At 59.0% G+C, this 19,819-nt stretch carries 14 protein-coding genes, 2 tRNA genes and 1 riboswitch; of the genes, 3 read left to right on the forward strand and 13 right to left on the reverse strand.

Annotation, left to right across the window (positions count from 1 at the left end; genetic code table 11):
* Nucleotides 1-8 precede the first annotated feature (8 nt).
* The 6 genes from K5K95_RS01280 to ltaE form a co-directional block, all read right to left on the reverse strand.
* Nucleotides 9-85: transfer RNA gene (locus K5K95_RS01280), tRNA-Arg, on the reverse strand.
* 107 nt (nt 86-192) lie between these two features.
* A tRNA-Ser gene (locus K5K95_RS01285) sits at nt 193-283 on the reverse strand.
* Between the two features lie 62 nt (nt 284-345).
* Nucleotides 346-534 carry a carbon storage regulator CsrA gene (gene csrA / locus K5K95_RS01290; RefSeq protein WP_002554426.1) on the reverse strand — a complete coding sequence of 63 codons (189 nt, stop codon included), beginning with the start codon at nt 532-534 and terminating at the stop codon, nt 346-348.
* Between the two features lie 188 nt (nt 535-722).
* Nucleotides 723-1,964, reverse strand: coding sequence for an aspartate kinase (locus K5K95_RS01295; protein ID WP_222588074.1), 1,242 nt, complete (start codon nt 1,962-1,964; stop codon nt 723-725).
* Between the two features lie 91 nt (nt 1,965-2,055).
* On the reverse strand, nt 2,056-4,680 hold the full coding sequence (gene alaS, locus K5K95_RS01300) for an alanine--tRNA ligase (protein WP_222588075.1): 2,625 nt from the start codon (nt 4,678-4,680) through the stop codon (nt 2,056-2,058).
* A 146-nt stretch (nt 4,681-4,826) separates the two neighbouring features.
* Nucleotides 4,827-5,831, reverse strand: coding sequence for a low-specificity L-threonine aldolase (ltaE, locus tag K5K95_RS01305; RefSeq protein WP_222588076.1), 1,005 nt, complete (start codon nt 5,829-5,831; stop codon nt 4,827-4,829).
* Nucleotides 5,832-5,887: 56 nt separating this feature from the next.
* On the opposite strand from ltaE, the gene K5K95_RS01310 reads away from it, so the two are divergent.
* The gene (locus K5K95_RS01310; RefSeq protein WP_222588077.1) at nt 5,888-6,070 is read left to right on the forward strand and encodes a hypothetical protein; all 183 of its coding nucleotides are present in this window, start codon (nt 5,888-5,890) and stop codon (nt 6,068-6,070) included.
* Nucleotides 6,030-6,200, forward strand: a riboswitch (FMN riboswitch). Its footprint overlaps the gene before it by 41 nt.
* Before the next feature lie 102 nt (nt 6,201-6,302).
* Nucleotides 6,303-6,812, forward strand: coding sequence for a 6,7-dimethyl-8-ribityllumazine synthase (locus K5K95_RS01315; RefSeq protein ID WP_090187099.1), 510 nt, complete (start codon nt 6,303-6,305; stop codon nt 6,810-6,812).
* A gap of 120 nt (nt 6,813-6,932) precedes the next feature.
* Here the strand turns inward: K5K95_RS01315 and astE are convergent, their stop codons facing one another.
* The 7 genes from astE to K5K95_RS01350 all read right to left on the reverse strand — a co-directional run bounded on the left by astE (nt 6,933) and on the right by K5K95_RS01350 (nt 14,812).
* Entirely contained in the window at nt 6,933-7,943 is a 1,011-nt protein-coding gene (gene astE, locus K5K95_RS01320) for a succinylglutamate desuccinylase (RefSeq protein WP_222588078.1), read from the reverse strand.
* Nucleotides 7,944-7,955: 12 nt separating this feature from the next.
* Complete coding sequence (locus K5K95_RS01325; RefSeq protein WP_033056735.1) at nt 7,956-8,243, reverse strand: hypothetical protein; 288 nt, start codon at nt 8,241-8,243, stop codon at nt 7,956-7,958.
* Between the two features lie 19 nt (nt 8,244-8,262).
* Nucleotides 8,263-9,609: an N-succinylarginine dihydrolase gene (gene astB / locus K5K95_RS01330; protein ID WP_222588079.1), complete on the reverse strand. Its 1,347-nt coding sequence runs from the start codon at nt 9,607-9,609 to the stop codon at nt 8,263-8,265.
* 162 nt (nt 9,610-9,771) lie between these two features.
* A complete protein-coding gene (gene astD / locus K5K95_RS01335) occupies nt 9,772-11,241 on the reverse strand; it encodes a succinylglutamate-semialdehyde dehydrogenase (RefSeq protein WP_222590262.1) in 1,470 nt (489 codons plus the stop codon).
* A complete protein-coding gene (astA, locus tag K5K95_RS01340; protein WP_222588080.1) occupies nt 11,238-12,263 on the reverse strand; it encodes an arginine N-succinyltransferase in 1,026 nt (341 codons plus the stop codon). Before astA ends, astD begins: the two co-directional genes overlap by 4 nt.
* Nucleotides 12,264-12,346: 83 nt before the next feature.
* Nucleotides 12,347-13,366 carry an arginine/ornithine succinyltransferase subunit alpha gene (gene aruF, locus K5K95_RS01345; protein WP_090187112.1) on the reverse strand — a complete coding sequence of 340 codons (1,020 nt, stop codon included), beginning with the start codon at nt 13,364-13,366 and terminating at the stop codon, nt 12,347-12,349.
* Nucleotides 13,367-13,591: 225 nt separating this feature from the next.
* On the reverse strand, nt 13,592-14,812 hold the full coding sequence (locus tag K5K95_RS01350; RefSeq protein WP_222588081.1) for an aspartate aminotransferase family protein: 1,221 nt from the start codon (nt 14,810-14,812) through the stop codon (nt 13,592-13,594).
* 286 nt (nt 14,813-15,098) lie between these two features.
* Here K5K95_RS01350 and K5K95_RS01355 point away from each other — a divergent pair, with 286 nt between their 5' ends.
* Nucleotides 15,099-19,814 (forward strand): dermonecrotic toxin domain-containing protein, encoded by a 4,716-nt coding sequence (locus K5K95_RS01355; RefSeq protein ID WP_222588082.1) that lies wholly within the window; start codon nt 15,099-15,101, stop codon nt 19,812-19,814.
* The last annotated feature ends 5 nt before the right edge of the window (nt 19,815-19,819 follow it).

A 19,819-nucleotide genomic window follows, 5' to 3' on the forward strand; every position in this document is an offset into this window, starting at 1 on the left:
CTCTTAAATGGTGCACTCGACAGGATTCGAACCTGTGACCGCTCGGTTCGTAGCCGAGTACTCTATCCAGCTGAGCTACGAGTGCATTTGTTGCCGCGCATTATAGGCCGTTTAATCTCTATGTAAAGCACTTTTTCTAGTAATTTCAAACACTTACCGAAAAAGCCAGATTACAACGTACTACGCAAATAATGGCGGAGAACGGGGGATTCGAACCCCCGACACCCTTTTGAGGTGTACTCCCTTAGCAGGGGAGCGCCTTCGGCCACTCGGCCAGCTCTCCGCAACACGGGGCGTATATTAACCAGCTTCTTCCCCGTTTGCAAACATAAAAAACGATAAAAATTAATGGCTTGGTTCTTCGTCCTTCTCTTTCTTTATACGCAGGTAAATTTCCTCACGGTGGACCGCAACCTCTTTCGGGGCGTTGACACCGATGCGCACTTGATTTCCTTTAACGCCGAGCACGGTCACGGTGATTTCGCCATCACCAATAATCAGGCTTTCTGCGCACCGACGAGTCAGAATCAGCATACCTTTCTCCTCACGCATTTCATTTCAGGGACAGCAGTCTGCAAAAAAAAGGCACTCGACCTACAACCTGAACGATCGCGGCCTACATGCCTGAGTATTGACCAGCGCGAGCAAAAGAACAGTTCCTGGGTCGCGCCATTCAAAAAAGACAAAGGGCGCGGTCAGACCGCGCCCTTTGGCAAAACGCATCACTCGCCCTGTCGGGCCGGAGCGTCCAGTTCGAAAGCTGTGTGCAGGGCGCGCACAGCCAGTTCCAGGTACTTCTCTTCGATCACCACGGAAACCTTGATTTCCGAGGTCGAGATCATCTGGATGTTGATGCTTTCTTTTGCCAGCGATTCGAACATACGGCTGGCCACGCCTGCGTGGGAACGCATGCCGACGCCGACGATCGAGACCTTGGCGATCTTGATGTCGCCAACCACTTCACGGGCACCGATCTCGCGAGCGGTGTTTTCCAGCACGGTCTGTGCAGCCTGGAAGTCATTGCGGTGCACGGTGAAGGTGAAGTCGGTGGTGTTATCGTGCGCGACGTTCTGCACGATCATGTCGACTTCGATGTTCGCGGCACTGATCGGGCCGAGAATCTTGAACGCCACGCCTGGGGTGTCTGGCACGCCACGGATGGTCAGCTTGGCTTCATCGCGGTTGAAAGCGATGCCGGAAATGATCGGCTGTTCCATGGTTTCCTCTTCATCAATAGTAATGAGGGTGCCCGGACCCTCCTTGAAGCTGTGCAGTACGCGCAGCGGAACGTTGTACTTGCCGGCGAATTCCACCGCACGGATCTGCAACACCTTGGAACCGAGGCTGGCCATTTCCAGCATCTCTTCAAAGGTAATCTTGTCCAGGCGCTGAGCCATGGACACAACACGCGGATCGGTGGTGTAGACGCCATCGACGTCGGTGTAGATCTGGCATTCGTCAGCCTTCAAGGCTGCCGCCAGCGCCACGCCGGTGGTGTCGGAACCGCCACGACCGAGGGTGGTGATGTTGCCGTGCTCGTCGACGCCCTGGAAACCGGCGACAACTACTACACGACCCGCCTTCAGATCACCGCGAATCTTCTGGTCATCAATCTGCAAGATCCGCGCTTTATTGTGCGCGCTGTCCGTCAGAATCCGCACCTGATTGCCGGTGTACGACACCGCTGGCACGCCGCGCTTGATCAGCGCCATCGCCAACAGCGCAATCGTCACCTGCTCACCGGTGGAGACGATCACGTCCAGCTCGCGCGGAACCGGTTGGCCGTCGCCACTGATTTGCTTGGCCAGATCGATCAGACGGTTGGTTTCGCCGCTCATTGCAGACAGCACAACCACCAGGTCATCGCCGGCATCGCGGAATTTCTTAACCTTGTCGGCGACCTGCTCGATTCTCTCGACAGTACCGACTGAGGTGCCTCCAAATTTCTGTACGATCAAAGCCATTTCAAAGCCGCCTCAGCCCATGAAGGGCGCCCAAATAATCACTCAAACAGCGTTGCGGCCCGCCACTAGACTGCGGGCCGTACACACTGCCTTATAAACCCTGCTCTACAAATGGAACGGTCAGGGCCAATGCGGCATCCAGTGCGCCAGCGTCAGTACCACCGCCCTGCGCCATATCTGGACGACCACCGCCCTTCCCGCCCACTGCCGCAGCGGCTTGCTTCATCAAATCACCGGCTTTGAGTTGGCCAGTCAGGTCTTTGGTTACGCCTGCAACCAGAACGACCTTTTCCTCATGGACACTGCCGAGCAGGATCACTGCGCGGCCGAGTTTGTTTTTCAGTTGATCGACCAGCGCCAGCAGCGCCTTGCCGTCCTGACCGTCCAGACGCACGGCCAGCACTTTCACGCCTTTGACGTCCAGAGCGGAAGCCGACAGATCGTCGCCCGCCGCGCTGGCAGCCTTGGCCTGCAACTGCTCGAGTTGCTTCTCCAGCAGACGGTTGCGCTCCAGCACAGCCGACAGCTTGTCGATCAGGTTGTCGCGGCTGCCCTTGACCAGGTTAGCCGCTTCCTTGAGTTGTTCTTCCGCAGCGTTCAAGTATGCCAATGCCGCAGCACCGGTGACCGCTTCGATACGACGTACGCCAGAGGCTACACCGCCTTCGCTGATGATTTTCAGCAGGCCGATGTCGCCGGTACGGTTGGCGTGGATACCGCCGCACAGCTCGACGGAGAAATCGCCGCCCATGCTCAGTACGCGCACGTTGTCACCGTACTTCTCGCCAAACAGCGCCATGGCGCCTTTTTTCTTGGCGGTTTCGATGTCGGTTTCTTCGGTTTCAACTTCGGAGTTCTTGCGAATCTCGGCGTTGACGATATCTTCCAGCGCCTTCAATTGCTCAGGCTTGATGGCTTCGAAGTGGCTGAAGTCAAAGCGCAGGCGCTGACTGTCGACCAACGAGCCTTTCTGCTGGACGTGATCGCCCAGCACCTGACGCAGTGCGGCGTGCAGCAAGTGAGTCGCCGAGTGGTTCAACGACGTGGCGTGACGCACTTCGGCATCAACATGAGTCTCTACCGGCGCACCAATGGTCAGGCTGCCCGAGGCCAGCACGCCGTGATGCAAGAAAGCGCCGCCGGTTTTGGTGGTATCGCGTACGTCGAAGCGTGCGTTGCCGACCTGAAGATAACCGCAGTCACCAATCTGACCGCCGGATTCAGCGTAGAACGGCGTCTGGTTCAGTACGACCACACCCTCTTCGCCTTCGCTCAGTACGTCGACCGACTGGCCATCTTTATAGAGACCAACGACTTTCGCCGAACCTTTAGTCGCTTGATAGCCGGTGAATTCGGTGGCCACGTCAACCTTGACCAGGCTGTTGTAGTCCATGCCGAAGGAGCTGGCGGAACGGGCACGGACTCGCTGGGCTTCCATCTCGCGCTCGAAGCCTTCTTCGTCGATGGTCAGGTTGCGCTCGCGAGCGATGTCGCCCGTCAGGTCCATCGGGAAACCGTAGGTGTCGTAGAGTTTGAACACCACGTCGCCCGGCACTACGTCGCCCTTGAGCTCGGCCAGATCCTGCTCGAGGATTTTCAGGCCCTGCTCCAGGGTCTTGGCGAATTGCTCTTCTTCGGCTTTCAGGACGCGCTCGATGTGCGCCTGCTGGGATTTCAGCTCAGGGAACGCTTCGCCCATCTCAGCCACGAGGGCTGCAACGATCTGATAGAAGAAGCTGCCTTTGGCGCCCAGTTTGTTGCCGTGACGGCAGGCGCGACGGATGATCCGGCGCAGCACGTAGCCACGGCCTTCGTTGGATGGCAGCACGCCGTCGGCAATCAGGAAGCCGCACGAACGAATGTGGTCGGCCACGACTTTCAGGGAAGCCTGGTTGTCGTTGGTGCAACCGATGGCCTTGGCCGATGCGCTCAGCAGGCTCTGGAACAGGTCGATTTCATAGTTCGAGTGAACGTGCTGCAGCACGGCACTGATCCGCTCCAGGCCCATGCCGGTATCGACCGACGGTGCTGGCAGCGGGTGCAACACGCCATCGGCGGTGCGGTTGAACTGCATGAAGACGTTGTTCCAGATCTCGATGTAACGGTCGCCGTCTTCTTCCGGCGAGCCCGGTGGGCCGCCCCAGATGTCGGCGCCGTGATCGTAGAAAATCTCGGTGCAAGGACCGCACGGGCCGGTATCGCCCATGGTCCAGAAGTTGTCGGAAGCGTACGGCGCGCCCTTGTTGTCGCCGATGCGAACCATGCGCTCGGCCGGAACGCCGATTTCCTTGGTCCAGATGTCGTACGCCTCGTCATCGCTGGCGTAAACGGTGACCCAGAGCTTTTCCTTGGGCAGGTTCAGCCACTTTTCGGAGGTCAGGAAGTTCCACGCGTAGGTGATCGCGTCGCGCTTGAAATAATCACCAAAGCTGAAGTTACCCAGCATTTCGAAGAACGTGTGGTGACGAGCGGTATAACCGACGTTTTCCAGGTCGTTGTGCTTACCGCCGGCGCGCACGCATTTCTGGCTGGAGACCGCGCGGGTGTACGCGCGCTTTTCCTGGCCCAGGAAGCAGTCCTTGAACTGGTTCATCCCCGCGTTAGTGAACAGCAGGGTTGGGTCGTTGCCCGGAATCAAAGAGCTGGAGGCTACACGGGTGTGGCCTTGCTCTTCGAAGAAGCGAAGGAAGGCTTCACGGATTTCTGCGCTTTTCATTAGGTTCTTCCACGGAGGCTGCGGCCAAAGGCCTGTTCGAAACGTCAACAGACGAAGCGACGGCAAAGGGCCGCATTATATCGGCCCAGCGCGCGGGGTACAGCGTGTTTATACGATAGAAACGGTCAATTGGACCGCTGACGCGATCAGTTGCGAGAAAAGTCGACGAATGTCGCGACGACCTGCTCGATTTGAGCACGGCTCACGTCCATGTGCGTGACCATTCGCAAGCGACCTGCGGCGCTCAGCTTGATCCCGCGTTCGCCGGCAAACGCCTTGATCGCCTCAGCCTTGTCGCCCATCTGCACATAGACCATGTTGGTCTGCACCGGCTCGACTTCGTAACCCGCCGCGCGCAGCCCCTCGGCCAACAATTGAGCATTGGCATGATCATCGGCCAGACGCTGGACATTATTGTCCAGGGCGTACAGCCCCGCCGCCGCCAGAATGCCGGCCTGGCGCATGCCGCCGCCGACCATCTTGCGCAGACGCCGCGCCTTGCCGATCAGTTCGGCGGAACCGCACAGCACCGAACCAACCGGCGCGCCCAGACCTTTGGACAGGCAGACCGAGACCGAATCAAAATACTGAGTGATCTGCCGGGCATCAACACCCAATTTGACCGCCGCGTTGTACAACCGGGCACCGTCCAGGTGCAAGGCCAGGCCATGTTCCTGGGTGAAGCTGCGGGCCCGCGCCAGATACTCCAGTGGCAACACTTTGCCTTGCATGGTGTTTTCCAGCGCCAGCAGGCGCGTGCGGGCGAAGTGGAAATCGTCCGGCTTGATCGCCGCCGCCACGTGCGCCAGGTCCAGCGAACCGTCGGCCTGCACCTCCAGCGGTTGTGGCTGGATCGAGCCGAGCACCGCCGCGCCGCCACCTTCGTACTTATAGGTATGCGCTTGTTGGCCAACGATGTATTCATCGCCGCGCTCGCAGTGAGCCATCAGGCCCAGCAGGTTGCTCATGGTGCCCGTCGGCACGAACAGCGCCGCGGCGAAACCCAGGCGTTTTGCCAATTCCGCTTCCAGACGATTGACCGTCGGATCCTCGCCATAAACGTCGTCCCCGGTGGCCGCGTTGGCCATCGCGTCGAGCATCCCTGCGGTCGGTTGGGTGACGGTGTCGCTGCGAAGATCGATAACGCTCATGAATCTGGCCTCGGTAAGCAGGGGAAAATCCCTTTCAGGAAGGAAGTACTGCGGTCATGACGATGAATAATCAACCCTTGAGCACGGAAAAGACCCGCCGTATCAGTGAAAATCTCGATATCAATCATCAGAAAGCAGCGGTGCGCAGCCCACAAATATGTGTTAAAAACGCTTCGCCGCCAAACAATCTGGCGGCAAAAACGTTCTCAGGGCGGGGTGCAACTCCCCACCGGCGGTAATTGCGCGCAATGCGTATAGCCCGCGAGCGCTTGGCGACTGACACGGCAATGGCCGTACTGGCGACAAGGTCAGCAGACCCGGTGTGATCCCGGGGCCGACGGTCATAGTCCGGATGAAGAGAGAACGGGATTGGCGCCAAAGGGCCGTCCGCAGGCATCCGTGCAAGCGTGCGCACCCTTAAATCCCATTCGATTCATATGCCCTGTTTTATACATAAACAGGAGTCAGAACATGCAACCCACCGCAATCGATAGCAAAAGCAAAAACCATCAGGGCGAGCGCGTTGCGTTCATCCAGGCCTGCTGGCACAAGGAAATTGTCGACCAGAGCCGTAAAGGCTTCGTCACCGAAATGATTGCGCAGGGTTATCAGGAGTCGGACATCGATTTCTTCGAAGTCGGCGGCGCCTTTGAAATTCCATTGCACGCCAAGCTGCTGGCCAAGTCCGGCCGATACGCCGGTATCGTCGCTGCTGGCTTGGTGGTTGATGGCGGCATCTACCGTCACGAATTCGTTGCCCAGTCGGTGATCAGCGGCCTGATGCAGGTTCAGCTGGAAACCGAAGTGCCGGTGTTCTCGGTGGTGTTGACCCCTCATCACTTCCATGCCGGCGAAGAACATCAGAAGTTCTTCTTCGAGCATTTCGTGCATAAAGGTCAGGAAGCAGCGAAGACGTGTGCCGATACACTGCACAAGATGCGTGCGTTGCGTCGCACAGAACATCGCGCAGTAGCCGTCTAAACACCGGACAAAAATGTGGGAGCTAGCCTGCTGGCGATAGCGGAGTATCAGTCGACAACCAGGGTGACTGACACATTGCTATCGCCAGCAGGCTAGCTCCCACATTGGTTTGCGGCGAATTCAGGCGAGGTTTTCGTCGGTGGTGGGCACGATCAGGATGCCGGCACGCAAGCCGTTCTTGACCTTGGGGTTGGGGAAGATGATCCGCGCGCCCTGCTCTTCGATGATCCAGCGGGTCTGGGCGATGTCTTCGGCCAGCACGTAACCCACATCCAATTCCGAAAAATTCTCAATGTCTGCTGGCAGGTTCAAGCGGAAGCTATCGCTGTGCTTGATGATTTCCCGGGCCACGCTAAACAGCTGCAAACCATTGAGGTCGTCATCAGCCATCGGCGGTTCGTTGCCTTCGATAATCTGCTGCAGACGCTTTTCCAGCAGCGAGACGTTAACCCCTTCGTTCTGCCCGAACGGCCGCGCCTTGCCCAACTCAAGGGTAAAAGACTCGGCACCGAGCTTGTCGTAGGTGTAGGAGCTGAACACGATGGACGGTTTGTTCTGCAGCAATACCGCTTCCATGCCGGCGGCGCGCAGGCGAGCCAGCTCTACGCGTGAATGCTGGCGACCTTCTTTCCACGGATACAGCGCGAACTGCTCGATTTTCGAGCCACGGATCGCCGTGTGCAGGTCGTAATGCAGACGGTTGCGGTCCGGCAAGCTGAAGAAACTCGCGGCCAACCGTTCCAGTTCACACGCGCGCAGGGCTTCGGAGCCGCTGGTTTGTTCGTGACGGCCATTAAACAGCCGATTGACGTCCTGCTCAACGAAACGCTCGCCTTTGCGAATGGCTTCAGGGTTACCGAACAGAAACAGAATACGGGCGCGCGGCTTGATATCGCCGCGGGCAATGTCGTGCAACAGGCGATCGAGCAACTCGATCGGCGCTGTTTCATTGCCATGGATACCGGCTGACAGCAGCAGGTCCAGGCCATTGTCGCGAGCTTCGGGTGGCCGGACTTCCAGCGCACCTTCGCTCAACCAGCGCATGCGTACGCCTTCGACAGTCAGTTGAGTCTTCTCCGCCGGTTCGCGGCCGGCGAGCGTCAGTTCAAGCAGTTTGCCGAGGGCGAGCATAGAGCGGTTTCCTTAGTGGTCGTGTGCGCAATCCGGGCCGTGCACGTGGTCTTCGTCACCGACTTCAGCCGGTTCCATTTCCAGTTGCAGACTTACCAGATTAGTCGCCAATGGGCGCAGCAGCAGGTTAGCGTATTCGGCATCACCCTCTTCGACGTCCACGCCGATCAGCAGCTGGCCGCGGCCATCTTGCTGGATCCACAGCTCTTTGCCTTGCCACATGACCGCGACGCGGGTGCAGGAAGTTTCCAGTTGCGTGCCGTCGGTGTCTTCAAGGATCAGCTGCAGGGTATCGCTCATGTCTTTACGCTCTCGACTTTCAATTAATCTGGAATGGATAAACCGCGCCCAGTTTAAGGATTTGCGTCAGTTCATCCAGTGCCGTCCGGCATTCAAGCAGCAATTGCGGGTCCGCAAGATCATTTTCGGTCATGCGGTCGCGGTAGTGCTTGTCGACCCATTCGGTCAGGGTGCCGTACAACGGTGCCGTCATGATAACCCCTGGATTGACGGCCGCCAGTTCGGTTTCATTCAAAGCAACGCGCAAGCGCAGGCAAGCCGGGCCACCGCCGTTTTGCATGCTTTGTTTCAGATCAAAAACCTTCACCTCGCGAATCAGGCCGCCGGAGCTGGTCAAGCTTTGCAGGTATTGCCAGACACGCTCGTTGCCACGGCACTCTTCCGGCACGATCAACAGCATCGAACCGTCAGGACGCGTCAGCAGCTGACTGTTGAACAGGTAGGAACGAACGGCGTCTTCGACGGTTACGGCGGAACGCGGCACGCAGATTGACTGGAATTTGCCGCCGACCTTGGCCAGTTTGCTTTGCAGTTCAGCGAGCATCTGTTCGGTGTCGAGGAACGCGTCCTCGTGATAGAACAGCACCTCGCCATTACCCACCGCGATCACGTCGTTGTGGAACACGCCCTGATCGATCACCGAAGGGTTCTGCTGGGCGTAGACCACACCGCTCTCGCTCAAGCCGTGCAGACGGGCCACCGCTTGCGAGGCTTCGAGGGTCTGGCGCGCCGGGTATTTCTGCGGCGCCGGGTAGCGGGTGTCGAACGCGCTGCGACCGAACACGAAGAACTCGACGCCGGCTTCACCGTATTCACGGCAGAAACGCGTGTGGTTGGCAGCGCCTTCATCACCAAATTGTGCAACGGCCGGCAATGCGGCGTGGTGAGCGAAGTGCTTCTGGTCAGCGAACATGGCACCCAGCACTCGGCTGGTCGTCGGGTGTTCGATGCTGCGGTGGTATTTGCAATTGAGGTTGGCAGCGGTGAAATGCACGCGACCGTCGGCCGTGTCGGCACTCGGGCTGACCGTGGCGGCGTTGGCTACCCACATGCTCGACGCCGAGCAACTGGCGACCAGCAACGGCATCGCGTCTTTCGCTGCCTGCTCGATCACTTGTGCGTCGGTGCCGCTGAAACCCAAGCGACGCAGCGCGGCGACGTCTGGACGTTCTTGCGGTGCCAGAACGCCTTGCTGAAAGCCCATTTCCATCAGCGCTTTCATCTTCGCCAGGCCTTGCAGCGCAGCTTCCTTCGGGTTCGACGATTGCTGGCTGTTGCTCTGGGACGCGACGTTGCCGTAGGACAGGCCGCCGTAGTTATGGGTCGGCCCCACTAGACCGTCAAAATTGACTTCATAGGATTTCATCAGCGAGGCTCCACAAGAATCTGTTGTTATAGGCTTCAGTAACTGTTCAGTAAAACCGCGTCGCGGCCTTCGCGGGCAAGCCCGCTCCTACAGGTTCGGTGGTATTCACACATATTGTGACCGACGCAAATCCTGTGGGAGCGGGCTTGCCCGCGATTGGGCTTACGCCATCTTCACGCCAGGCGTCAGCGAGGCAGGCAACACCAGGCTCGGGGTTTCCAGCGATGCCACCGGGTACGCGCAATAGTCTGCGGCGTAGTACGCGCTGGCGCGGTGGTTGCCCGAGGCGCCGATGCCGCCGAATGGCGCGCTGCTCGCTGCACCGGTCAGTTGCTTGTTCCAGTTGACGATACCGGCGCGGCTTTCCAGCCAGAACTGCTGATAACGCGCTTCGGAATCGGACAGCAAACCAGCCGCCAGGCCATAAGCGGTGTCGTTGGCTTCCGCGATCGCCGCCTCAAAATCAGCGTAGCGGATCACTTGCAGCAATGGACCGAACAGCTCTTCATCTGGGCGATCGACCACGGCCGTCACGTCCAGGATGCCAGGGGTCAGCAACGCGGCTTGCGCCTGAGGCTGAGTCATTTCCAGCAGCGCCACGGCGCCATTGGCCATCAACTGTTCCTGCGCATCCATCAGCGCTTTGGCAGCGCCCAAGGAAATCACCGAGCCCATGAATGGCGCCGGTTGCTTGTCGAAGGCTCCGACTTCAATGGTCGAACTGACCTCCACCAGGCGTTCCAGCAACGAATCGCCCCAGGCACCTTGCGGCACCAGCAAGCGCCGCGCACAGGTGCAACGCTGGCCAGCAGAGATGAATGCCGACTGAATGATGGTGTAAACGGCGGCATCAAGGTCTTTCACTTGATCGACCACCAGCGGGTTGTTACCGCCCATTTCCAGCGCGAGGATCTTGTCCGGACGACCGGCAAATTGCTGGTGCAGATGGTTGCCGGTACGGCTCGACCCGGTGAAGAACAAACCGTCAATGCCCGGGTTCGCCGCCAGGGCGATACCGGTTTCGCGAGCGCCTTGCAGCAGGTTCAGCACGCCGGCAGGCAGGCCCGCCTCGATCCAGCACTTGACCGTCAGCTCAGCGACTTTCGGGGTCAGCTCGCTCGGTTTGAACAGCACGCTATTACCGGCCAGCAGCGCTGGAACGATATGGCCGTTCGGCAAATGGCCCGGGAAGTTGTAAGGACCAAACACTGCGACCACGCCGTGCGGCTTGTGGCGCAATACAGCGGTGGCGTCGCCCAACGGGCCGCTCTTCTCGCCGGTACGTTCGCGGTAGCTTTGCACCGAGATCGCAATCTTGTTGACCATGCTGGTCACTTCAGTTGCCGATTCCCACAGCGGCTTGCCGGTTTCTTCGCCGATGCAACGCGCCAGTTCGTCAGCGTTATTTTTCAGTGCAGCGGCAAAGGCCTCAAGCACGGCAATGCGTTCGTCCAGGGTACGACGGGCCCAGCCCGGGAACGCCTGACGCGCGGCTTGCACGGCCGATTCCACCTGAGCAGCGGTTGCGCCCTCGCCGGCCCACAGCACTTGCTGGGTGACCGGGTTCAGCGATTGAAAGGCTTCGCCCTGACCGGCCAGCCATTCACCTGCGATGTATAGCGAATTCATTATTTCGACTCCCGAGCAGCAGACAACGCAACGGCGCGCACTTGATCGCCGGCATTGAGTTGAAGACGTTTGGCGGTCAGTGGATCGACCACCAACGTACCGGCGGCGAGACGTGCTGGCGCGGCGGTCATCCGGCAGTCTTCGCGTTTGCGGTTGTGAATCAGGAAAGGCGTCGCGTCGTCACCCGGCGTGCCGATGGCCAACACCAGTGCCTGGCTGTCGCGAACCGCGCGGATCTTGCCGGTTTCGCACTCGACCGCAGGGCCGGCGTCGAAGATGTCGACATAGCCTTGATAGCTGAACCCTTCACTCTTGAGCATCGCCAGGGCCGGCTCGGTGTCCGGGTGAACCTGACCGATGACATTGCGCGCGTCCGGCGACAGGAAGCAGGTGTACAGCGGGAACTTGGGCATCAGTTCGGCAATGAACGCCTTGTTGCCCACGCCGGTCAGGTAATCGGCCTGGCTGAATTCCATTTTGAAGAAGTGACGGCCCAGGCTTTCCCAGAACGGCGAGCGCCCTGCTTCGTCGGACACACCGCGCATCTCGGCGATGATCTTGTTGCCGAACAGTTGCGGGAACTCGGCGATGAACAGCATCCGCGCCTTGGCCAGCATGCGGCCATTGAGGCCCGTGCGGTAATCGGCGTGCAGGAACAGCGAGCACAATTCCGAGTTGCCGGTCAGGTCGTTGGCCAGGAACAGCGTCGGAATCTCGCGGTAGATATTCAGCTCTTGCGAGGCACTGACCGTGAGGCCAACGCGGAAGTTGTACCAGGGCTCACGCAGGCCGACAGCGCCGGCGATGGCGGAAATGCCCACCACGCGCCCGTTATCGTCTTCGAGTACGAACAGGTAGTCCGCATCGGCCCGCCCGGCTTCGCCGCGAAAGGTCCTCTCAGCCCAGCCAACCCGGTGGGCCAGACGCTCTTCATTGGCCGGCAACGTAGTCAGGCCGGTGCCGGTGCTGCGGGCCAGGTCGATCAGAGCGGGTAAATCGCTGCTGCGTACGGGACGAACGATCATGCTATCTCCTCAGACGGGCCGCTTGCGCCACCCGCGAAACACTGTTGCTTACTAGGCATTCTTTCCAGGCATAGCAGCAGGCGTTAAACCGCCACCAGGCGCACGCTCGCACCTTCACCGACGCCCAGGGCTTCGGCCGCTTCCAGATCCAGAGTCACGGGTTTGCCTGGCGCGTAATCGAGCTCAAGCAACACGGCGCGGTAATCCTGCAACTGGGCGTTGGCCACCAGGTACTGACGACCGACACCTTTGACTGCCTCGCCGATTTTCACTGGCACCACACGGCTCTGGGCGATGGAACGAATCCCCGAAACACGGGCGTGCAAGGTTGGGCCGCCGTCGAAAATGTCGATGTAGTGATCGGTCTCGAAGCCTTCGCGCATCAGGATGTCGAAAGTGATTTGCGCGCGAGGGTGCACCTGGCCCATCGCTTCTTGAGCGGAGTCCGGCAGCAGCGGCACGTAAATCGGGTAATGCGGCATCAGCTCGGCCAAAAACGTCCGGCTCTTCAGGCCGCACAGGCGCTCGGCTTCAGCGTAGTTGAGGTCAAAGAAGTTGCGGCCGATGGCATCCCAGAACGGCGAGTCGCCATTCTCATCGCTGTAGCCGACGATCTCGGTCACCACGGAATCGGCAAAACGCTCCGGATGGCTGGCCACGAACAGCAGACGACCACGGGAGTTGAGTTCCGCCCAAGGCGACCCGACCAACTCGCGCTGCACGTAGAAACTGGTCAGCAAGCTGTTGCCGGTCAGGTCGTGGCACTGGGAAAGCACGTGAATCTTGTTATGAATCTTCAGCTCGCGGGAGGCGTGCACGAAGGTTTCATTTCGAAAGCTGTAGAACGGCTCGGAATAACCGGCCGAGGCAACGATCGCCGAGCAGCCGACCAGTTTGCCGGTGGCCGTGTCTTCAAGGACGAAGAAATAGCTCTCTTCGCCATTGAAGCTGACTTCGGCGGCAAACGAAGCTTCGCTTGCTGCGATCTTGTCGCTGAGTCGTTCAACGTCATCCGGCAAGGAAGTGACACCAATCGGGCTGTCCGCAGCCAGACGCTGTACCTCGCCCAGATCAGCCATTTGCGCGGGGCGCATCACCAGCATGGTGTCACTCCTTTTCTCGAAAAACTCTTTTAGGAAAAATAACCGGCAGTCATTGCAAGCACTTGGACTAACGTGGGAGCGGGCTTGCTCGCGAAAGCGGTGCATCAGTCGACATTATCGCTGTCTGACCCACCGCTTTCGCGAGCAAGCCCGCTCCCACATTTGATCCGGTCCGGCATAAAAAATCGGGTTCGACGCCTGAATGGTCAGGCGTCGAAGGGTCTATCAGGCTTGCGTCAGTTTGGCGGCAGCGCGTTCGAAGCGGTCCAGACCTTCATCGATATCCGCGTCTTCAACCACCAGGCTTGGCGCGAAACGCACCACGTCCGGGCCAGCTTGCAGAATCATCAAGCCTTCACGTTCGGCGGCGTTGAAAATGTCCTTCGCCTTGCCTTTCCAGGCATCGCTCAGCACACAACCGATCAACAGGCCCATGCCGCGAACCTTGGTGAACAGGCCGTACTTCTCGCCGATCTGCTCCAGGCGAGCCTTGAACTTGTTGTGCTTGGCTTTGACGCCGGCCAGCACTTCAGGGGTGTTGACCACGTCGATAACAGCTTCCGCAACAGCGCACGCCAGCGGGTTGCCGCCGTAAGTAGTGCCGTGGGTGCCGACGACCAGGTGTTTGGCCAGGTCTTCGGTGGTCAGCATTGCCGCGATCGGGAAACCGCCGCCCAGGCTCTTGGCGCTGGTCAGGATGTCCGGGATCACGCCGTAATGTTGATAGGCGAACAGGTGACCGGTACGGCCCATGCCAGTCTGCACTTCGTCGAAAATCAGTAGTGCGTTGTGCGCGGTGCACAGATCGCGGGCACCTTGCAGGTATTCGAGTTCGGCCGGAATGACACCGCTCTCGCCCTGGATCGGCTCCAGCACCACAGCGCAGGTCTTGTCGGAAATGGCGGCCTTCAAAGCAGCCAGATCGTTGTACGGCACGTGGGTAATCCCGGTGATCTTCGGACCGAAGCCATCGGAATACTTCGACTGGCCACCGACGTTCACGGTGAACAGGGTACGACCGTGGAAGCTGTTGAGTGCGGCGATGATTTCGTACTTCTCGCTGCCGAACCGATCGAAACCGACGCGACGGGCCAGCTTGAAGGCGGCCTCGTTGGCTTCGGCGCCGGAGTTGCAGAAGAATGCACGCTCGGCAAAAGTGGCGTTGACCAGCTTGTGTGCCAGGCGCAGGGCCGGCTCATTGGTGAACACGTTGGACACGTGCCACAGCTTGTTCGCCTGTTCGGTCAAGGCACTGACCAGCACGGGATGCGCATGACCCAATACGTTGACGGCAATCCCGCCTGCGAAGTCGATCAGCTCGCGGCCGGATTGGTCCCAAACGCGGGAACCGGCGCCACGCACAGGGATGAATGCGGCAGGCGCATAGTTGGGAACCATTACCTGGTCAAAATCGGCGCGTTCTACCGCAGCGTGCTCAACGGACATCGGAGTCTCCTGATGAGGAACACTCGCCGGGAACTGGCGAGCTTGGTGAGGATTGTAAGGACAGTTTTCAGCCCGGCCTTGCCGCCAAGCGACAACTTCTTATAGCGCAAACCCCGGTTTTTCCCGGGTTTACGGCAATGCGACATATAGGGTCGCAAAGGCGCAGTTTAAACCGCCGGCACAGGTTATAGGCAGGCTTGTCGACCGGTGCGGTAAATATGTACCGCACACGGTGCTTCATCGTTTGTTTTGCTTGGCGTCCATCCAGCCGCTAAGGGAATAGCGCATGAATCAGCAAGAACCGGAGCCAATGGCTCAACCAGACGCGCATTTCCAACATGCGTTCAACAATCTGCCCGACTGGGTCTTGAAAGCATCACCGGCAACGCGAGGCGCACTGAAAAGCGCTTCAGTGGCAGTGCCCGAATGGCACACCACCGCCACCCGCGAACAGTTGCTGTCATTGAAAGCCACCAGCGCGCAACACTGGACTCAGCGCAACAAGCTGGAGTCGATGCTGGATAAGCTGCAAAACGCCCGAGACTTCGCCAAACCCCTCCTGAGTGATGCATTAAAGAGTCGCTTCGGCCTGGAGCTGGACGTCGAAACAACCTTCCTGCGCCTGTACATCCCGCAAACCACGCCATGGTTCGCGATCAAGACTGGTGCTGCCCGCACCTGGACGGTTTCACTGCTCGATGCGGCGCTGCACAATTTCGAGGACTCGGAGACCGCGTCGGATGCTTATGAATCCGTCTCGACATTCATCACCAAACCTTCGTCCACCGGGCAACTCGATACGTTGCCGACGATCAAACCCCGACTGTCCATTCAGGACTTCACCCGGTTGTGCAGGGAACTGGATATCGGCGCTCAGTACGAAGCGCACCTCAAAGACAACCTAGGGTTTACCAACCCCGTGGCCGGCGCGGTATTGAAGTCGAGTGTCATCGCGACGCACAAGGCAGCCCTTCGCTCCGCACTGCAATTGGCTCACGTTCGCGCAGACCTGCCGGCCGATGCGTATCGTTCGATTCTCGCCATCGTCGAGGGCCGCAAAAACGTGATGCTCGGCAACTGGCGACTGCACGCCAATGACCTGAAAGTGATGTCCTCAGTACTGACCGGAATCGTCATTTTTGCGCCGCGACTCGATCTCAAATCGCAAGCATCGCGAATCGTCGTCTACATTCCCGACGACCCGGAACATCCGCTCAAACAGTACCCCGATACCTTGTCGTTCATGGCCGACCTGACCCGCAAACTGCGCTCCCCCGCCTACCAAACCTTCTTCAGCCGTTTTGTCGATCATGGGCAACGAGGTGAATTTTTCGCCGACCTCAACCGTCGACTCAGCGGCGTGACCTGGCATGAGCACACGCGCGGCGATCCACGGCCCAGCTGGCGCGACACACCCATCGACAAGCCGAACCTGCAGTTTTCGCTGAGCCCGATCAACAGCTGCCTGTGGATTCACCTCTATCAGCAACAACTGAACAAAATCCTCAACGACGCACGCACCCTCGCGGTCTCGACCGCCCGTGCCGACCAAAACGCACGATGGGCGGCGTGGGACGCCTTCAGCCATGTCGCCAAATCGATTCTTGAAGTGGCATCGTTCGTTGCATTGCCTTTTGTGCCTTTCCTGGGAGAGGTGATGCTGGCCTACATGGCTTATCAGGTACTCGACGAAACATTTGAAGGCATCATCGATTGGGCCGAAGGTCTGAAAACAGCAGCCTTCGAACAATTGATGACGCTCGTCGAAGCTGTGGTTGAAGTGGGGGCATTCGCAGTCGGCGGCGCCATGGCGGCGGGTGCATTCAGCCGTCTGCTGTCCCGCGAAACCGTGGCGCTGCTTTCGCCGCTCAAGGCAGTCGATACCCCGGCGGGCAAAACCCGATACTGGAAGCCGGACCTGACACCGTACGAACAGTCCGTCGATTTGCCCACTGTCGTCAAACCCGATCACCTGGGTTTGTATCAGCATCAGGGCAAGACGTTGCTGCACCTTGAGGGCAAGCTCTATAGCGTCAAGCCGGACAGTGAAACAGCGCAGTTTCAGATTGAGCATCCGCATCGAGCCGACGCCTATCAACCGCCCCTGCGGCACAACCGGCATGGCGCCTGGCAGACCACTCTGGAGCAACCTCTGACGTGGGACCGGGAAACCGTGATGCGCCGCCTCGGCCACAGCGTAGAGTCGTTCAGCAATACCGAGCGCGAACAGATCCTGCAGATCAGCGGCTTCCACGACAATGTCCTGCGCGAGACGCATGTCGAGAACCAACGCCCGCCTTCGCTACTGACCGACACCATCAAGCGTTTTAAAATCGACCGCGAGATTCAGGCCATCGTCGAGCAGCCCCTTGGCGATCACCCCGATCTTTACCAGGCCCTCAACCAGCGCAAATCGTTGTTCGAATCGCGTTACCGTGAGCTTGAAAAAACCGACGACCCACACGTTCAACTGGTGCTCGGAAGCGCTCAAGGTTTGCCAACAGACATCGCACAAGAACTGGTGAGCAACACAACCGGCACCGAGCTGATGCAACTGGAGAATGGTCGTGTGCCGCAGCGCCTCAAGGATGTGGCGGTGAAAGCCATGGAGGCGGTGCGCGGCGCCCGGGCGTTTGAGGGATTTTATCTCGAGGGCATGGACACAACGGACACCCATCGACTGGCGTTGCATAGCCTCGAGTCGTTACCCGGCTGGCCGCTCGGGCTGCGCATCGAGGTCAGGGAATATTCCTCTGAAGGCACCTTGCGCGACAGCATCGGCCAGGAAAACGCCACCCTCGTCAGAACGCTGGTGCACGCAGATGACGGCAGTTACCAGGTCCATGAAGTCTCTGATGTGCCCGTCAATTTTTATCAGGCCATTCTTCAGGCACTGCCGGATTCCGAGCGCACTACGCTGGGCTTTTCGCTTGAAGACAGCTTGGCTTTCAAACAGCACATCGCCGAGCACGCACAGAACCAACCGGGTCTACGTAGCGTGTTTGCGAAACATCCGCAGCGAAAACCTTACTATGACCCGACGACCATGCGCCTGCCGGGCGGGACTGATGGTTATGGTCGCGTTGACCCCAATTCGCCCTCGCTCGATGACAGGGTGCGCGAGGTCTATCACGACCTTGCTCCACAGGAACTGCAGACGCTGGTCAGTCGCTTGCAGCAACATCCCGATGGCGCTCGCGTCGAGCTGTCCCGCCTGAGCCGCGAACTTGCCCGACTGCATCAAGACCTGCACCGATGGGTAAACGAGGCGCCCACCGTCCACCCTGAAACCAGGCTTGCGCTGACGAATCTGGAACGACAGGTCGAACTGCAAAATCGTCAATTGCTGGCCCAGGAAATCCAGCGCAGCTGGCGTCGCCAATCGGAACCGGACTTGGATGCACCAGGCATCGGCCCCCGCTACGCATTGCGGTTCAATGAACCGATCCTGGGCGATCTGCCAACACTGACGGCCGACTTCAGCCACGTCTCACTGCTTGCGCTTGAAGGCCGTCGTGCGGAACAAGGTATTCACAATTTCCTGCAGCGTTTCACTCATCTGCGTCGCCTCGATTTGCGCCGTTTCACCCTGACCGTCCTGCCCGACGCCATCCCCAAAATGGCCAACCTCGACGCATTGGTGCTCAACGATTGCGCCATCAGGTTTGACGCCCTCGCGTGGTCAAAACTGTCCCCCCTGAAAAAAATGGTGATGCTGGACCTGCACCGAAATCCTTTCGATACGGTTCCCAACATCGACTCGTTTCCAGAACTCGTGCACCTGGACCTGAGCGAAACAGGCTTGATCGACATCCCCGGCAGCGCACTGCGCCACCCGAAACTCGACACCCTCCTGTTAATGAACAACGGCATCACCGAACTGCCGCCCGGTTTTTTCGACAGTTCGCTGTACGACAAACGCGGTGTGCACCTGTCATCAAACCCGCTGACCGACAGGGCACGACAACTCATCAAACTTCATTACCTGGAAACCACCTTCGATGTGGGCGTCAATGCCCCGGACGCCGATATCCAGCGCGTCAGGGCGCTCTACCCGACCCGGGAGATCGAACAGGCCAGCGAGTTTGTCTACGATTTGCCGGGCACGCTGGAAGATGGCCGCATAGAGCTGACCCGTCTGGAAGCGGAGCTCGCTCGGCTAAACAATGATCTGGCAGCCTGGACCGCCGACCTGCCGCCCCTGCACCCGCTGACCGGCGAACCGTTCAATGCTTTCCAGTTGTTTGCCGAACATGCCAACCGCGACGAATTCGCGAGAGTGCTGGAGCGATGCTGGCGGCAAGAGTCCGAACTGGATGATTTCAATGATTCGCTTGAGCCAACGTATGAGCTTGTCTTCGATCAGCCCATCCATGGAGAACTTCCGCCACTCAGCGCCGACTTCAGTCATGTGTCTGCACTGGAGCTGCGGAGCGCCGATGGCGTGACTCGGGTCGGGCGTTTCCTGGAGTCCTTCCCCAACCTGAAAAGCTTGAGGCTGCGTGACTTCGACATCGCCGACATTCCCGAAGCGGTATTCAAGATGGGTCAGTTGCGCTCACTGTCACTGCCCGACTGTCGCATCAGTCTGTCTGCCGACTCGGTCAACGCATTGGCCGGAATGGAACAGCTCGATTATCTCGACTTGAGCCTGAACCCACTGGCGCGCACACCTGACTTGAGCCAAATGACAGAGCTTGCGACCGTTCTACTCTCGAGAACCGGTATTACGACCATACCCAACGGCCTGTTTTCGCTAGCCCAGCTGGATTGGGTAGATTTGAGCGACAACGCAATCGCCGACATCCCGAGCGACTTTATGGAATTGCCGTTGGAAGTAGCGGAAACCATAAACTTACGGGGCAATCCGTTTACCGAAGAAGCGCTGCTGCAAATGATCAGCTACTTCGAAAAGACGGGCATGGATTTCGGCGTAGAAGAGGTGATCAATCGAGGCGAGATGCAAATGTCGTCCGCGGAAGAGTCCGAAATAGACGAATAAATTCG

The organism is Pseudomonas sp. DR48 (genome assembly GCF_019823085.1).
GTDB lineage: Bacteria > Pseudomonadota > Gammaproteobacteria > Pseudomonadales > Pseudomonadaceae > Aquipseudomonas.

What these genes read in the sequence shown, in the direction of transcription:
- csrA (WP_002554426.1), bottom strand. Translation starts at nt 534, where the DNA reads ATGCTGATTCTGACTCGTCGGTGCGCAGAAAGCCTGATTATTGGTGAT.
- K5K95_RS01295 (WP_222588074.1), bottom strand. Translation starts at nt 1,964, where the DNA reads ATGGCTTTGATCGTACAGAAATTTGGAGGCACCTCAGTCGGTACTGTC.
- alaS (WP_222588075.1), bottom strand. Translation starts at nt 4,680, where the DNA reads ATGAAAAGCGCAGAAATCCGTGAAGCCTTCCTTCGCTTCTTCGAAGAG.
- ltaE (WP_222588076.1), bottom strand. Translation starts at nt 5,831, where the DNA reads ATGAGCGTTATCGATCTTCGCAGCGACACCGTCACCCAACCGACCGCA.
- K5K95_RS01310 (WP_222588077.1), top strand. Translation starts at nt 5,888, where the DNA reads ATGACGATGAATAATCAACCCTTGAGCACGGAAAAGACCCGCCGTATC.
- K5K95_RS01315 (WP_090187099.1), top strand. Translation starts at nt 6,303, where the DNA reads ATGCAACCCACCGCAATCGATAGCAAAAGCAAAAACCATCAGGGCGAG.
- astE (WP_222588078.1), bottom strand. Translation starts at nt 7,943, where the DNA reads ATGCTCGCCCTCGGCAAACTGCTTGAACTGACGCTCGCCGGCCGCGAA.
- K5K95_RS01325 (WP_033056735.1), bottom strand. Translation starts at nt 8,243, where the DNA reads ATGAGCGATACCCTGCAGCTGATCCTTGAAGACACCGACGGCACGCAA.
- astB (WP_222588079.1), bottom strand. Translation starts at nt 9,609, where the DNA reads ATGAAATCCTATGAAGTCAATTTTGACGGTCTAGTGGGGCCGACCCAT.
- astA (WP_222588080.1), bottom strand. Translation starts at nt 12,263, where the DNA reads ATGATCGTTCGTCCCGTACGCAGCAGCGATTTACCCGCTCTGATCGAC.
- aruF (WP_090187112.1), bottom strand. Translation starts at nt 13,366, where the DNA reads ATGCTGGTGATGCGCCCCGCGCAAATGGCTGATCTGGGCGAGGTACAG.
- K5K95_RS01350 (WP_222588081.1), bottom strand. Translation starts at nt 14,812, where the DNA reads ATGTCCGTTGAGCACGCTGCGGTAGAACGCGCCGATTTTGACCAGGTA.
- K5K95_RS01355 (WP_222588082.1), top strand. Translation starts at nt 15,099, where the DNA reads ATGAATCAGCAAGAACCGGAGCCAATGGCTCAACCAGACGCGCATTTC.